The sequence below is a fragment of the Eubacterium barkeri genome (assembly GCF_900107125.1).
GTDB classification, from domain to species: Bacteria; Bacillota; Clostridia; order Eubacteriales; family Eubacteriaceae; genus Eubacterium_O; species Eubacterium_O barkeri.
Map to the genome: position 1 here is coordinate 1 of NZ_FNOU01000015.1, position 14,794 is coordinate 14,794.

Below are 14,794 nucleotides of genomic sequence, written 5' to 3' on the forward strand. Positions count from 1 at the left end.
GTTTCAATTCCTCATAGGTATTCTACAAATGGCCGGAGTACAAAACTCAAAGCGTACGCCGTATCGCTGTTTCAATTCCTCATAGGTATTCTACAAATGCGGGGGTAAAGCTGAATTAAATACTATTTTTAATAGGTTTCAATTCCTCATAGGTATTCTACAAATACGGATCCAACTGGGAAGCCTTTAACGAAATGTTATGTTTCAATTCCTCATAGGTATTCTACAAATATACTGGTCTGGAATACCCTGAAATCAAGCAATTTGGTTTCAATTCCTCATAGGTATTCTACAAATCATTCCAAAATATCCGAATATTGTGACAGATAGAGGTTTCAATTCCTCATAGGTATTCTACAAATAATCACATCATCTACCGTATAATTATGTTGTTTCATTTGTTTCAATTCCTCATAGGTATTCTACAAATCGCCAGAACAACAGACATCGTAAACTTTGCTTACATGTTTCAATTCCTCATAGGTATTCTACAAATCCCAAATTTCCGCATAAACAAACAATTACATGTATAATAATATCAGATTGACACTAAAAATAAAATAAGTTCTTTATAAGATTGACAAAAAATGGTCAAAAAGACAAATTTTTCTAAAAAAGGTCGTCGATGATACCATCATTTTACGACATGACACATCGACGACAAATATTTATGTCGGTTTTGTATATTTATAAAAACTGTACAAAACCACCTTTGTCTTGGCCAATGCATTGACGGTTCATATATTGCTTTGTTCGAAATTCATAGTAAATAATCGAATCGTAGTCCTCATCAATGTACGTCTTCAGTTCATTTTGCAGTTTTACTAAGTTAGCCTTGGATATTTCACCTTCAAAAACGGAATTTTGGACCCATGATAAATATTTTCTGCAAATCTTCAAGGCCTTTCCAACGCGCTTTTCTCCTACATCATAAAATAGAATAACAAACATGTTTACCACCGACTGACGTAAGGAACATAAGGGGTTTCACCCATCAGGTCCTTCTCAATTTTATAAAGCTCCATCCGGATCAGGCGGCGATAGGAAACCTTTCGCTTCAGGGCTTTGATTTCAAGGGTTTGGCTTAAACGGCGCTCGATTTCATTCAAGAAATTCTGTTTACCCCCATCTTTGAGTAAAATACCATTATAATCTCCTTTAAAGTCGCTCTTTTTTATTTGATTTTTTCCAATAACGCTCAGAATGGCCCGGTCAATAATAATTGGTTTAAAAATTTCAGCAACATCCAAATTGAGGGAAAAACGCCTGAAGTTACTGGTATGGAGATAGGCAATTCTTGGATCCAGATGGGTGCGATAAATTTCACTGAGCACCATAGTATAAAGTACTGAATTTCCAAAACTAATCAAGGTATTCAAATTATTTTGCGGCGGTCTTCTCGTTCGCTTATCAAATACAAAATCAGGATGATCTAAAATATTATCAAAACACTGATAATACATTTCCCGGGCATGGCCTTCCACTGCCATCAATGTCTGAATATCCGGTTGTTCCTCAATGGCCTCAATGCAGGCTTCTATTTTTAGAAGCGGATCTCCCACGTCCTTATCCCGATTTTCGTAATATTTAAGAACTTGCCGGATGTTTTTAAGGGATCCCTTGACAAACCCCTTTGCCAAGCGCAAACGATACCCCTCATCATTGTAGGCTTCAGCCTGCTTGAGTAGCAGATACCCCGAATTATAGTGCTCTCTGGGATAAAAAGACCCCATATAATACCCATGATAATTAAAATAATGAAGGATAATCTCTTTCTGGGATAATAGCTCCAAAAGCTTTTTCGTAACATTAATTTCACCAAAGGCATAAATATCAGAGATGTCCTCCACTGGTAAATACTGCTGCCGTTCCTCGCATAAGAAACGCAATGTATTATCCTTGCGTTTCAGCTCACCATCGGAAAAGATATAAATATTCTTCTTCATCATCAACTCCAGCATAATTCGCCATAGGCGCAATTTTTACAATATTTACACATTTGGGTGGGTGGAGGACAATTTTCACTAAGAATTGCTTCTATCCCCGCCACCACTTCAGCAATTTCCATTTCTCCCCCTTCGTCCAACACGATGGAGATGACCTTTTTCTCTTCTGGGATTCGAATTTCTCCAGCCGCTGCAACGCCGGCATTTTTCAGCTCCTGAAGATAATACAGAAGCTGCATCCGGGCGCTGTCCAGGAATCGACTGCTTTTTTTCACTTCAGAAACTACCATTCCGTTTTTTCCCTGGCGAATAAAATCTACTTTTCCATCCCCGATACTAATTTCTTTCTTATCCCGTTGGTACCGGTGCTCATGAATAAAACGACCGATGGCCATATTGTCGTCCTCCTGGTCTGCCGTGACGCAATGGGCCATTAACCAGACTTCCCGCTTGCAAATCATATAATACCAGACTAAGGTTCCGTTAACTTGCCGTTCACCTTCCATTTCAACCTCTCTAACCTCACAAAAAAGTGGGTGTGTCCTCATGGGCTCGTATAAATCCGGTTTCAGGATCGTAGAATTGATTCAAGTCATCCCGACCAACCACAAACATGGAAAATCCAGGAACAATACAAATTTCTTCAAGATGCATGGCCAATTTGATGGGCAGTGACAGGGTGTATTGCTGCATCGCCTTTTTTAAATCAGCCAGCTTTGTGAAATCCCGTTGCTTTTTCGGCACTGCATAACAACCTTTTAGGACATCAATAGCGTTTTCTGCCGCCTCATCCACCATGACGTAAACTTCCATCTGATTGTCCAGCTCCTGGATCAAAGAAAAATGATTCAGATCGCCTTCACTTTCAGGATCAAAATCCATTGTCGCCAACGCCTTTAAATAGCGCTCGGATTTTTCACCCCCAATATTGTCTTTCAGACGATTGTAATACTGATCAATAAGTTCTAAATAGTCACATTCTTGTATATCACCGATTTTTTGCAATAGCTTTTCCGTAATATTAACGGAAGTGGAACCGTAAACCATCTGTGCAAAGGCCCGTTTATTATCATTAACCAGCTTGACCACTTCCACCAGACCCATGTCCTCCCCGCCATTACGGTTACACCGACCCGCGCACTGGATGATACTATCTAGGGGCGCCAGGTCCCTGATTACCCGATCAAAGCTAATATCAACGCCTGCCTCGATGACCTGGGTGGTTACCAGTATGAGTTTCTCAATTTTCAGCTGCTTACGAAGCATCTCAATCCGTTCTCTGCGTGCCTTGGGGATAATATTTGTGGATAGATAACGTACCGATCCCCCTGCCAACTTATCCTTGAGTTGTGCATAAATGGAAAGGGAGCTTTGAATGGTATTGACCACAATCATGGTGGATTCCCCCTGCCATTTTAAGCAGAAATCCTCACAAAAATCATCAATGGTCTGGGGATTGAGCCTCGAGTGAATCTGAGTACGATTCTGCATCTTGAAATATTTTCGATAATCCCATAAAAGTTCGGTTGCATTGGGGAAAAACAGGGGTCGGGTTGCCGTCATCATTAGAATAATCATGCCATAGTGTTCACACATTTTTTCTAAAACATGGTTTAACAAGCTATAATAATGGACATCCACAGCCTGGATTTCATCTAAAATCACAACCGCCTGGGGATAACCTTGGACCTTTCGCAGCATTTTATTTTGGCCACCGATAATGCTTTGGAGAAATTGGACGAAGGTTGTCACCACCGTTCCTCCTGTCCAATTTTCCAAGAGCATCTGAAAGGCCTGGTCTGAATAAATCTCGCCGGCTTCATCCTTCTTTTCCCGAAGGGCAAGGTGATGGTGTTTCATCAAATAGCGATCTATCCCCACACCTTCCATTCCGGAACGGGTATACAAATCACGAATAACCTCGTAGTTTTGGTCGATGATGGAGGTATAGGGTAAAACATAAACGAGTTTTTCAAGCTGTGGGAATCTGGCTTTCAGGCGCTGTGCTGCATAAAAACCAGTGAGTGTTTTTCCTGATCCAGTGGGTGCCGTGATGGTATAAATACCAGGCCCTTCAACGGTTGTTTCCAGTGCCCCTTGCACCGCGCTAAAGATATCCTGGCGTAGGGTACCCATCCCATCCCTGGATAACGGACTCCCCGCTTTTTCGTCAAGGTATGCTTTTCTGGCCTGGTCCAGGAGACTGTATTCAAAATATCCGGGGCACAATGGCGCAATCCCGGCGGCACTGAGCTTATCCCCGGTAATTAAAAGCGAATACAAGAGCTGATGCTGCCAAAAAAGTTCGGGTAGTTTCCCTTTTTTAAGATCGTTCGCTGTTTTTTTTATTTCCAGCACAAGTCCCTTAGTGATATTCACATCCTCTAAAAATGAGCGGATGCCTTCTTTGGGATTTTTTAATCCCAGGGCTTCTGCCAGCACCTGCCATTCTTCTATAATCTCTTCGGAATGCTTTTGAAGATCCCGGATCTGATCCCCCAGGATTTCGAGCTGTTTCAGAGAGTCGTACTCTAAATCTTCATCCCCTTCTAAAAAAGAGTGTTTTCGTTTGGGAAGATAGGGAGGCCCAATGGATTTAATCCTGCTGTGATGGGAGAAGATGGCACTAAAAACAAGGTATGCCTCCCCGCTGCCGCCTCCCCGTTCTTTAACCATATGGGCTCCAAAGAGTGCGGAAAGGTAGCTATGATTCCCCCGGGGATCACCATAGCTGCCATTATCTAATAAACGCCTTTGAAAAAAGGTCGTGTATTTTCCAAAATCGTGACACAGTCCTGTCAATGCAGCCAAGTCATGATCCACGGGGCCACGGTGTTCTACTGCGTAACGGGCTACTTCCATGAGATGGGTCTTTAATTGACGCTCGGGGTGGGAATAGAAGGCCATACCCACCTCACATAAACACGATGTGTTGATCCGCCACGTCCCAGTAGGTCTTTCCCTCTTTAAAGGTCACCTCCAAAGGCCGGCCCCTTTCCTCCACCAGATAAGGTATCGCCATTAAAACACCCCGTTCTTCGGTGAAATCCCTGGCCATCTTTTCCCGTATGACCCGGTTATCCTTCAGCGCCAAGGATTCAATGAACTCAACGGGGATCACGCTGTCAATGGTAACGGAGCCATGGGCCTCCCTTTCCACCGCCTCTGTCGCTGCCACAAAATCCACGTCCGCCTGGAAGAAAGCAGTACCCAGTGTTGGCGGAAAGACAAAACGATTCTCTTCAATTCGCTTTGCCAGCTCCTCCACCACACCATCCTCTGCCACCGCAGTGATCCGATAGGAAATCCGACCATCCTGTCCCCTTAAAATTTCAAGGGGGATTTGGGTGTGTACCTTAGGGTTACGCAAATCACCCACCGATGTGGCCAAAAGATAATTAAGGGTCTGGGTCAAGGCACGGGTCCCCCCGTTTTTTTTCACAGCGATCATTAAGTTTTTTGATGAGAGCTCCTGGTAGTAGGTATCCCGCTCTTTCCCCAGCATCCCCGCTATGAGTCCCATGATGGTCGTCCGTGGTGGAACGGAGTGGGAGAGGGATGACGAGTTGGTGTAAAACTTTCTGAAATGGGCAAATTCGCCCGATATGTCAAATACCACTCCTTTCATGGTCACACCTAAGATAATCTTTCTGTTTCTAATCCCGCCAAAAGGGCATCCATTGTAATGGCCTCACCCTCGCGAACCATTTTCAGGGTTTCATCATTGTAATAATAAACATGCTTAATTTTAGAGCGTTGTTCTTCCAGGTAGCGGGATAAGGCGCTCACATCCAGCTCACATTCTGTAATATCCCGGAGGGTTGGGGAATCATCACTCAGCTTAATATAGCTCCGAAGATCCCTCAGGACACTTTGTTCATCCACCAATTCAAAACGCAGGTAGAGACGGGGATATTGGCCGATTTTACTCCGGGTACTCAGCAGCGGAATGGCGTTGACCATGGCATCATCCAAATCCCGAATATCCGACTCCTGGGTTTTCGTGTAGCTACTCCGATGTCCGCTCAGGGTTCCCGAAAAAGCAATCAAGGCATATTTAACCCGGTAATCCTTACCGATGGCTCCTTGTTTATTGCTTTCTGAAGAGGCAAAATGGGAGGTGATGCTGCTTTCCAAAACCTCAACCCGATTTAGGGAATACCCCCAGTTGAACTGAACCGGACCAGTGAAGGATCGGTTATCTTTTTTGGCGGTGACTGTGGCGCCAAAGAGGCGGATATCTTCATAGGCTTCCAGGATAGTACCAAAGTCAAGTTTTCCATCCTTGGCCACAAATTCCTTCACCCGATTAGCTGAGGTCACCGGTTCGCCATCCACCTTTTGAACATAGAGTTCCTTTCCCTGGAGGAGGAGATAATCCCGGATATAGCGTTTTAAACGGAGGTCGGACACCAGATTGATTTCCCGCTCATAGTCCATTCTGGGACGATTTTCTTCATCTGGATCCCCATTGGGATTACACATTTTCGCATCGTATAGGTATAAAATCTGACTATTGTTCATTTCGTTTCCTCCGTGATTTCCTGGGTATTTTCCCCAGTCTTTTTTCCACTCCATTGTAAACTTTCATAACCATAACCTGATAAGAGATAGAATAGATTATCGTCCTTATTTAAGGTCCATCCCGCACCCATCCCGGCATCCAACAGTTCTTTATGGGCGGCAAAGAGTTTCTCATTGTAAACCAGGATTTTCACCTGGCGCAGTTTTTCAAAGACCTCCGAAGACAGGCGCCGCACCTTTGCCCCATCCATTCCATGGAAGTTGAGTTTATTAAGAATGGGCTTATAGGTTCCTGATCCATCGGAGGCTTTATTTTGGGCCCTTCCGATTTTCCCAACAAGGACCCCTAAAAGAAACAGGCAAACCATTTCCTCGGTGTAGCCCATGGATTGAAGATAATCCTTCATTCCTTCCGGGATGGCCAATTCGTCCAACATCATCATTTCTTGACTCCTTTCGAGCATTCCATACGATTCAATAAAGAGGAGATAAGCGACCATTTCTATAATCCGAAAGGCGATGTACTCTCCGCCACCCTCCGTTTCGGATACATTGTAGCCCACCTGGCCATACCATTTAATCCGCAGACAACCACATAAATCCTTAATCATGCGCTGTCTGGAAACCTGCCCGCCACTTAAAAAAATACCATACAAATCCAGAACATGCTGATAGTTCACCGGGTTACCATCTTCTCGCTTAACGGGTGCGTGATAATAAATGCTGTTTAAGCCAAAATTCGAGATGGTATCCTTTTTATAATAATTTTTGTACCATTCATCCACCTGCTTTTTTGCCCGATTCATTCGCCGCATAAAATCTGGGGAAACGTCTTTAATAAATTTCTGAACTTTCCACTTTTGCTGACTCGAATGATAAAATATTATGTTAATCAAATAATGTACATTACTCTCATCAGCCAAATCATCTAACTCTGCCCGGTAGGCATCGTAATTCTCGATGGCCTTGGCTGCATTCACCGATTTCTTGATTTTACCATACCACTCATCTACGTTCGTTTCTTCCAGATTCCCAAAAATAACATGGGGCACCAGATATACTGAAAAATCGGCAATCCTCAAAGAGCGATGACCTTCCAAAAAATTTTCAGCAACTCGAATTTGATCGTAACAGGTTTGGCATAAAACCATATTGTGATTGTAGTTCTTTTTATCCATATTAGAAGCAAAAATAATTTGACCGGTTATGAAATATTTAAAATCAAAGTCGATATTATCAACCACATATTCTATCGCATGTTCATTGCCGCAGAGGGAGCACTGAAGTTCCATTTCTTTCTTTTGAGCCACTTTTTTTTCGTCTCTTGAAAAATAATTTTCAATTAGTTCATCATATGCCTGCTCCAACGCAATGGGCTTGCCATTGATACAGAGCGTATAAATCGCCTGCTGCTTTTCTGTACACCCCAACTGATCATTTACCGTCTTTTTAAAAGCCGCATTCGCTTTTATTTTATTTGAAATATCAGAATCTTTCATTGCCTCCCATAAGCTCAATTTCAGTAAATGACGTTTTTTTACAGATACTCCCTCTCCAAAATCAAAAAAGAATGTTTTGCAGATATACTCTAGGTTATCCTTAAGTTCACATTGGGGCAATTTCTTTGATAGTTCGTCCACCACCTCTCCTAATAGATAACTACTATTACTAGAGGTGGCATACCATTGAGCTGCATTGGGTCCTCCAGCCCGACTATAGGATGAGTATTTTTCTGACGAACTGACACCTATTTCCTCATCCACATCCACCGTCAATTGAGTGTTTTCTAAATCGAAGTTGATTTTTACCAGATGAGTGGGTTCCCCCTTTGCAGTTTTCGTATCTATGATTTTAATCATCGCACTACGAAGATCTTTACTTTTCAAGATGGTCGCACCGAGTTCCGCCATGCTCTCAATCATTTGGTATCACACTCCTTTTCCATTTGGATGCACCCCAGGCCCTGACTATTTCTGCTCCCCAATCCCGCGGCAAGCCCCATGCGAAGAAGCTCAGGGGTTCCGGACAAAAGCAGGCGCCCTTCATAGGCTTGCGTCGGTGTATTTTTATAGAACACCTTACGCATCACCATCCGATTAAGGGGCTTCACCTTAACCTCCCCCTCCATGGGCACCCCATAAAAGGCCTGATGTTTCTTTATTAAATTATTGGTGATGAGATGATTATAATTGGAATCTCCAGGTTTAAAAAAGTGCGTAAAAGAACGCCCATCTGGTTTGTCCTCAGTGCTGTAAACGGCAATGGGGGACTTTGTAACCACTACACAAGGGCCCTTGGGTAACGGTGTTTCACAGACCTTTACATCCAGAACCTCCACTGGTTGATTCCCCAATTGGAATCTTTCGCCCAACAAGAAACCATTGATCAGGCCACTGGAGAGTGCCTCAAAAACCGTTGTAATTAAAAGATGGGGCGGTTCATTAAATAGAATCCGTCCCCTTTGTTGATCTAAAATATATTTTCCTTGTAATTTTGAAAATGTGAAAAGTTTAAAAACGCGTTTTTCGTAAGTAAATCCCTGATTATGAAGAAATTCAGCCAATTGGCTTTGGATATTATGATAAATAAAGCCCTGAATCATGGTATTGTAGTGAATGGGCACAGACAGTCCCGGGGTATTTTTACCCTTCAGCGTCAATTCTATTTGCATCTGTCTTCTCCTTCATTAACGAATAAGAAAGCATCGAACAAACCATCTTTTTCTTTAATGATAAGGATATCACTCGCTGTGCTCTCTGTCAATACTCTGCATTTTGAGTTTTCCTAATTAATCCACAACGTTCTATTTCAGGGCTCTGGACCTATGTCAATACTTTGGACAAAAGCAACTGTAAGTTATATAATCAATGGCACTGTGAATCCTTTAATGACAGTTTATCGCACACCTCCCCTGAAATAGGATGCGATGATTTATTTCTCCTGAAAGGCTTTGGCTCTATCTGCTATGTTTTCCACTAGATTGACATAGTAGAAGCTGTAGTCTTGTGAGTGGAAGCTGGCTGGACCAAATAGGTCTACCGCCTGAGATGCATAAGTTTTTACATCTGCAGTCGAGCATATTACAGAACCTCTTTCGACATCAATCTTGGCATCGGCTAATGCCTTACCGATTGTACCATCTAGCTGCAATGAGCCTTTGTTTTCCTCAATTGAAGCATAGGTATCATCGGTCTTCCAATTAAGTGGATTAATTGCCAATGTATTTTCATTAATAACCAGATTACGTTTCCCAATATTTTCAGAGCCTTCAGTGTTATATGAAACAATAACGCCTGTGTCCCTGGCTCCTTCTGCAAACTTAAGATGCTTGTTTGCTTCCATATAGTCCCTTGTCACTGAATAACCGATTGGGTATGCGGCAATCATTCTTTCATAGTAGTCTGGATGATCCTTCATGTAGTCTTCAAGAATCTGAAGTGTCACTGCAGACCCCTGGGAATGACCTGCTATATAAAATGGTTTACCCTTATTATAGTTTTTAAAATAATAATCCAGTGCTGTGGTTGGATCGGCTTTAGCCACTGTATTTAATAAGTTATTCTGCGTACCGAGAGGTAATTCATTGATTGTAACAGCGTCAGTCTGTCTGTAAATTGGAGCATAAATATTTGCTGTTTCACTAAAAACACTGGCCTGCAATTTGTAACATCTTTCTGCACCTTCACGCATATCGATATCATCAATATCTGCGATATCCTCCCCAGTCTTTTCTTTTGAGTATGTTGTCGGATAGAAAAATATCACATCCACAGCATACTTCTCTTCTTTCGGTAAATTGACCCAGTTATTCGAATCGCTATAATCCGTAACCTCTTCATATTTATCGAGGCCAACAATATGTTCTAACCCTTCTGAATCTTTATCTGCTGTTCCATTCGAACAGCCGACAAACACCATCGTTAAAACAAAAATCATCATTAAAACCTGAATTATCTTTTTCATTTTAAGTCTCCTTTTCTCTATAAAGGCGTAACGATATTTTTGTTACGCCATCATGGCAGTAACCAGTGCAGTGCTAAGAAACACCACAACAATGATAATGATCGGCAGGGCGGTTTTTCTCCTTTTATTAACCTCAAACATAATCGCAGAAAGCCCAATGGTCGTTCCCATATATATGCCAGTTGCAAGCAATGGGCTAAGCTGTGGCATAAAATAATTCATCGCTGTCATAACGGTCCAGTGGAACAGATAGAGGTAAAGGGAAAGTGAGCCGAGGTACCCTAATAGTCCCGTGCAATGGCTATTGAAAAACCCGCTCAATGGTGTTTTGTCTAAAAAAGCCAGCACGATGATTACCATGAATATCGGCACATAGAATAATGCATCTGCATCCGTTGCTATAATATTGGACGTGAAGAGTACTGGAATCGCTAACCATAGGATCACTTCAACACCGGCTAAAACCTTCAGCTGCGTTGGTGTTAATGCTTTCTCCTTCATGCTTCTGTACACAACGTATGCGAGGCAGCCTGCCGAAATTCCTGCAACGCCGCGGATAATTGCTGTTGATACGATGCCCAGATACTCACTGCCTACATCCAGTGTTCCGTATTGCTGAATCAATAATGCATAGAGAATAATCGTACTCCAGGGTACGAAAATCTTCTCAAAAAAGTTGCGATAGTAAAGTGCTATTGGATAAATGACGATTAATCCAAGAATGAGAGCTGATAAATACCAGTCCTGTCCCAGCAAATAGTCTAAGTTAAATGCCGGATCCTTTAGGAATCCGGTGCAGTGGAGGAGTAACGCTTCCCATTTAAAGTGAAACAATGCATCAAAAAAACCCGACACACCTTTAAAGTCGTTTAATACTACATAAAATATCATCTGCGCTGAAAACGCAACGATAAATATTGGGTAAAATGATTTGACTTTTTTCAATATAAATCCGCCTGGATTGAGAGGGTCTTTTCTCCCATCTAAATACTTAACCATAAAAAATCCGCCAAGCATAAAGAAGAATTCTACAAATACAAACGCAAATGGCGCATAGGACCTTTTCGCTTCTAAAGGCACGTCTGCAAATGTTTGGAACAAAAAGGTGACCGGTTCGTAGTTACCTTTGCTTAAATAAATTCCACCAAAGTGGACCATCATGACGCCAATTGCAGCGACAAACCTCAGTAATTCGATTGATGTGGTACGTCTTTGTTTTTCCATAGAATACCTCGCTTTCTTGATTGCCCTTCGGGCTTCCCTGGAGTCTTGAATGGAAACCCCAGGAACCGGCCAATGCCTTTTCTACTGGTCCCCGGACAGGATTCGGTCATTTGAACGCAGCATTTCCTTCGCCCTTATGATTCCGGGAAAATCAATCCCCGATGTCAGTGTGTCCCTGTTCAAATTCCCATTGCAGGCCGTATTTATCGATGAAATAGAAATATTTTATGGTGCCTAAAACATCGGCAGCTGCCTGCTTTGCCTCTTTATCAGCTTCCCTTTCTGCATCGTAATAGTAAAAATCATCTGGAAAGGTTTTGCTGATTTGATAGACGCCATAGTCCTCGGTGGGATTAATGAACTGCGCGTCGGGCTGTGCCTTAATGTGTTCGAAGGCTTCTTCAATATTGCTGACCTTCAGGGCAACGTGCCTTGCCCCGCTGACATCATTGGCCGCAAACACCACAGGTTCCTTCCGGCCCTTGGGTGCATGGTACTCCATGAGCTCAATGGTGAATACCGTGCCGGGTACAGAAAGGAAGGCAATGGAAATATCACAATCCTCGGCTTCCCGGACGAATCCCGCCGCCTCGAAAAAGCCTTTATTACGCCAATGGGGAATGCATTGGTCCGGCACAGCCCCAAGGATGCGCTGATAATACGCCACGGCTTCATCCAGATTATCAACAATAATGCAAACATGGGATAAGCCTATAAATTTTGGTAATGACATGATTAAATCCTCCTAGGTGCGTTTGGTTTTTATGGGGCAGATGTTTAAAGGGCCCCGTCATCATAGTACAACAAAAAAACTGCCCAGGGGGCAGCTTGGCATATAACGCATTTTTTTGGCACCATTCGTATTGTTCACCCTAAAAAATCCCTTGCACCCCCATGGTGTCCCTTTAGGCTTCCAGGTTTAAAAGCAGCTGGCAGGAAAACACACCATCCTTAAGTTCAAAGTGATGCTCCCCCCCATACCCTGCGGCGCTGTGGAGGATACTGGACACCCCGATGCCTTCGCCATCCTTGGCGCGTGGCAGGCCGTTTTCAAACAGAACATCCTCCCCTGCGGTATTGCAGGCGTAAATAACCAGTTTGGAGGCTTTTCTACCGATGTGCAGCGCAATAAAGGGGTTTTCCTTACCGGAGTGAATGCAGCCGCGAATGGCATTTTCCATAATATTAGCAAGCATGACCACCAGATCCTGGTCGCTGACGGCTATTTCTTGGTCCAGGGCAACATCCAGACGCACCTCGATATCCTGTTGCTTCGCCTTCCTTATATAGGCACTCAGGATATTATTCGCCGCCAGGTTATCACATAGGATGACAGCAGCATGGCGCTGTGCCTCTTTTTCATACTGGCCAAGATAACGCAGAAGGGCATCAAACTCTCCCTTTTCCACATATTCCGCAATCACCATATCATGGTGGCGGACATCGTGGCGGATGCGACGGGCCTCCTGGACCGATTCATCCAAAAGCTCCAGCTGACGTGTGAGAAGGCGGGTGGTGATGGCGGCCATTTCACGCTCCCCCTTAGCCATTATTTCATGTTTCATCCGGGTTAGGGATTGAATCATAATGAGATGCGTCACAAAAAGAAGGCTCCAGATACAGATGAAAATCATTTGCTCGTGGAAGCCTCGATACATTAAAAAGTCCGGCCTTGTCCAATAATAAATCACAAAGAGATTCCCCAAAACAGAGATAATGCTCATGGGCAGCCAGTTCTTAACCCCAATATCGGAAATCTCCTGGAAGGGCTTGCGCAACCAGCGGAAATAACAAAAAACCACAATCCCCAGGTAGATTATCCGAAGGACCACATCAGCCCAGGGATTGCCCCCGAAAAAAGCCAGGGCTGCCCCAATGGAAACCACGATTTGCATAATGAGAATGAAGATTTGAAGGGAGAGGTTATAAAACACCTGGAAGGGATTATTGGCGCTGAATAAGGGGAAAATGATGAGTGCGCCGACAAAGATGGACAGGGTAATGAACTTGCCAAAGCTGTATATATCAATAATGACCCAAGCCGTGCTCACCACCAAATAAACAAGGGTGTACAGGCTATAGCCCAGGATGGTTTTTTTCCAGGAGAACCTGGGCTGATCAAGCATTAGAAACAAAACCGAAAAGCCGACAAGCTCAATGGCATTTCGAAGCAGGGAGAGCAAAACGGTATTATCCAACACAGCACGCCACCTACCCTTCTCTAAAAAATTGAAAATATTGTTTTTTAAGCCCGGCATAGGCCCCTCGAGGCAGCCAAATGGTTTTGCCCCCCGTCAGCACCGCCGCCTTGGCGGTAAGGCGGGTAATATGGCCTAAGTTAATTAAATAGGCGCGGCCCACCCGCACAAAGTCCGGAAATGGCTTAAGCTCCTCCTGGAAGGCGGTTAAGGTCCTACGGATACTCAGGGTGTCCCCTTCGAATCGGTTGATGTGTACATAGTGGCGCTGGACCTCACAATAAAGAATGTCCCGGATGGCGATGCGCTGCATGCCCGCATTGGTTTGAAGGACCAGGGTCCCCTGGGGTTCATCATCCAGCCTGGCAAAGACCTTTTCTAAAACCTTAAAAAATCGCTTTTGGTCAATGGGCTTTACCAAGTACTGCTCCGCATCCACATCAAAGGCCTGTAGACTATGCTCCAAGGAGGTGGTCAGAAAAACAATGCTCCCTGAAAAGCCTTGAGCCCGAAGGGCCTTTGCCCCTTGAATACCATTTTCCCTTGGCATATAAATGTCCATAAGCAGCACATCAAAAGGCTCCTCTTTACCAAAATTTTCCTTTAAATCTGCCACTGATGTAAAGCAATGGATGGTAAACTCACAGTCACGATGGTTTTTTTTATATTCATCAAGCAGTGCCCCCACCTTATTCAATTCTGCGGGTTTATCATCACATAGTGCGATGCGGTACATTGGCATTACCTCATCTTTCCTGTTTTTTATGCCAGCATTCGTTTTATCCTATTATATCTTGCATTTTTATTCAATTTCAAGAAAAAATTGATAATGTTGATCGAGGTTACCGCATTGGACGTGTGTTTTTTAACAGAAACTTGATGGGTTTTCCCTTGTTCTTTCAAAGGGTTGTGAGTATAATGGACTTATATTCCTTAATG

General features: G+C 43.4%; 13 protein-coding genes and 1 CRISPR repeat array. All 13 genes read right to left on the minus strand.

Annotated features, from left to right (window positions below; all coding sequences use genetic code 11):
• A CRISPR array of direct repeats spans window positions 1-496; the repeat unit is 30 nt; unit sequence GTTTCAATTCCTCATAGGTATTCTACAAAT.
• 191 nt (window positions 497-687) lie between these two features.
• Complete coding sequence (cas2, locus tag BLU30_RS09255; protein ID WP_090245746.1) at window positions 688-951, minus strand: CRISPR-associated endonuclease Cas2; 264 nt, start codon at window positions 949-951, stop codon at window positions 688-690.
• A gap of 2 nt (window positions 952-953) precedes the next feature.
• Complete coding sequence (gene cas1b / locus BLU30_RS09260) at window positions 954-1,946, minus strand: type I-B CRISPR-associated endonuclease Cas1b (protein ID WP_090245748.1); 993 nt, start codon at window positions 1,944-1,946, stop codon at window positions 954-956.
• 2 nt (window positions 1,947-1,948) lie between these two features.
• Window positions 1,949-2,452: a CRISPR-associated protein Cas4 gene (cas4, locus tag BLU30_RS09265; RefSeq protein ID WP_090245750.1), complete on the minus strand. Its 504-nt coding sequence runs from the start codon at window positions 2,450-2,452 to the stop codon at window positions 1,949-1,951.
• 16 nt (window positions 2,453-2,468) lie between these two features.
• The gene (locus BLU30_RS09270) at window positions 2,469-4,853 is read right to left on the minus strand and encodes a CRISPR-associated helicase/endonuclease Cas3 (RefSeq protein ID WP_090245752.1); all 2,385 of its coding nucleotides are present in this window, start codon (window positions 4,851-4,853) and stop codon (window positions 2,469-2,471) included.
• Between the two features lie 7 nt (window positions 4,854-4,860).
• Window positions 4,861-5,574 carry a type I-B CRISPR-associated protein Cas5b gene (gene cas5b / locus BLU30_RS09275; RefSeq protein WP_090245756.1) on the minus strand — a complete coding sequence of 238 codons (714 nt, stop codon included), beginning with the start codon at window positions 5,572-5,574 and terminating at the stop codon, window positions 4,861-4,863.
• Window positions 5,575-5,582: 8 nt separating this feature from the next.
• Complete coding sequence (cas7b, locus tag BLU30_RS09280; RefSeq protein ID WP_090245758.1) at window positions 5,583-6,470, minus strand: type I-B CRISPR-associated protein Cas7/Csh2; 888 nt, start codon at window positions 6,468-6,470, stop codon at window positions 5,583-5,585.
• A complete protein-coding gene (gene cas8b, locus BLU30_RS09285) occupies window positions 6,467-8,392 on the minus strand; it encodes a type I-B CRISPR-associated protein Cas8b/Csh1 (RefSeq protein ID WP_090245760.1) in 1,926 nt (641 codons plus the stop codon). Before cas8b ends, cas7b begins: the two co-directional genes overlap by 4 nt.
• Complete coding sequence (cas6, locus tag BLU30_RS09290) at window positions 8,389-9,141, minus strand: CRISPR-associated endoribonuclease Cas6 (protein WP_090245762.1); 753 nt, start codon at window positions 9,139-9,141, stop codon at window positions 8,389-8,391. Before cas6 ends, cas8b begins: the two co-directional genes overlap by 4 nt.
• Window positions 9,142-9,401: 260 nt before the next feature.
• The gene (locus tag BLU30_RS09295; RefSeq protein WP_090245764.1) at window positions 9,402-10,433 is read right to left on the minus strand and encodes a DUF3089 domain-containing protein; all 1,032 of its coding nucleotides are present in this window, start codon (window positions 10,431-10,433) and stop codon (window positions 9,402-9,404) included.
• A gap of 42 nt (window positions 10,434-10,475) precedes the next feature.
• Window positions 10,476-11,657, minus strand: coding sequence for an acyltransferase family protein (locus BLU30_RS09300; RefSeq protein ID WP_090245766.1), 1,182 nt, complete (start codon window positions 11,655-11,657; stop codon window positions 10,476-10,478).
• Window positions 11,658-11,808: 151 nt separating this feature from the next.
• A complete protein-coding gene (locus BLU30_RS09305; RefSeq protein ID WP_090245768.1) occupies window positions 11,809-12,390 on the minus strand; it encodes a VOC family protein in 582 nt (193 codons plus the stop codon).
• A gap of 172 nt (window positions 12,391-12,562) precedes the next feature.
• Window positions 12,563-13,855 carry a GHKL domain-containing protein gene (locus BLU30_RS09310; RefSeq protein WP_176770889.1) on the minus strand — a complete coding sequence of 431 codons (1,293 nt, stop codon included), beginning with the start codon at window positions 13,853-13,855 and terminating at the stop codon, window positions 12,563-12,565.
• Window positions 13,856-13,868: 13 nt separating this feature from the next.
• Window positions 13,869-14,591, minus strand: a complete 723-nt coding sequence (locus BLU30_RS09315; RefSeq protein ID WP_176770890.1) for a LytR/AlgR family response regulator transcription factor — start codon at window positions 14,589-14,591, stop codon at window positions 13,869-13,871.
• Window positions 14,592-14,794: the final 203 nt, after the last annotated feature.

Excerpts from the sequence above, each read along its gene's own strand:
- cas1b (WP_090245748.1), bottom strand. The coding sequence starts at position 1,946 with ATGAAGAAGAATATTTATATCTTTTCCGATGGTGAGCTGAAACGCAAG.
- BLU30_RS09315 (WP_176770890.1), bottom strand. The coding sequence starts at position 14,591 with ATGTACCGCATCGCACTATGTGATGATAAACCCGCAGAATTGAATAAG.
- BLU30_RS09295 (WP_090245764.1), bottom strand. The coding sequence starts at position 10,433 with ATGAAAAAGATAATTCAGGTTTTAATGATGATTTTTGTTTTAACGATG.
- cas7b (WP_090245758.1), bottom strand. The coding sequence starts at position 6,470 with ATGAACAATAGTCAGATTTTATACCTATACGATGCGAAAATGTGTAAT.
- BLU30_RS09270 (WP_090245752.1), bottom strand. The coding sequence starts at position 4,853 with ATGGCCTTCTATTCCCACCCCGAGCGTCAATTAAAGACCCATCTCATG.
- cas8b (WP_090245760.1), bottom strand. The coding sequence starts at position 8,392 with ATGATTGAGAGCATGGCGGAACTCGGTGCGACCATCTTGAAAAGTAAA.
- BLU30_RS09305 (WP_090245768.1), bottom strand. The coding sequence starts at position 12,390 with ATGTCATTACCAAAATTTATAGGCTTATCCCATGTTTGCATTATTGTT.
- BLU30_RS09300 (WP_090245766.1), bottom strand. The coding sequence starts at position 11,657 with ATGGAAAAACAAAGACGTACCACATCAATCGAATTACTGAGGTTTGTC.
- cas6 (WP_090245762.1), bottom strand. The coding sequence starts at position 9,141 with ATGCAAATAGAATTGACGCTGAAGGGTAAAAATACCCCGGGACTGTCT.
- cas2 (WP_090245746.1), bottom strand. The coding sequence starts at position 951 with ATGTTTGTTATTCTATTTTATGATGTAGGAGAAAAGCGCGTTGGAAAG.
- cas4 (WP_090245750.1), bottom strand. The coding sequence starts at position 2,452 with ATGGAAGGTGAACGGCAAGTTAACGGAACCTTAGTCTGGTATTATATG.
- cas5b (WP_090245756.1), bottom strand. The coding sequence starts at position 5,574 with ATGAAAGGAGTGGTATTTGACATATCGGGCGAATTTGCCCATTTCAGA.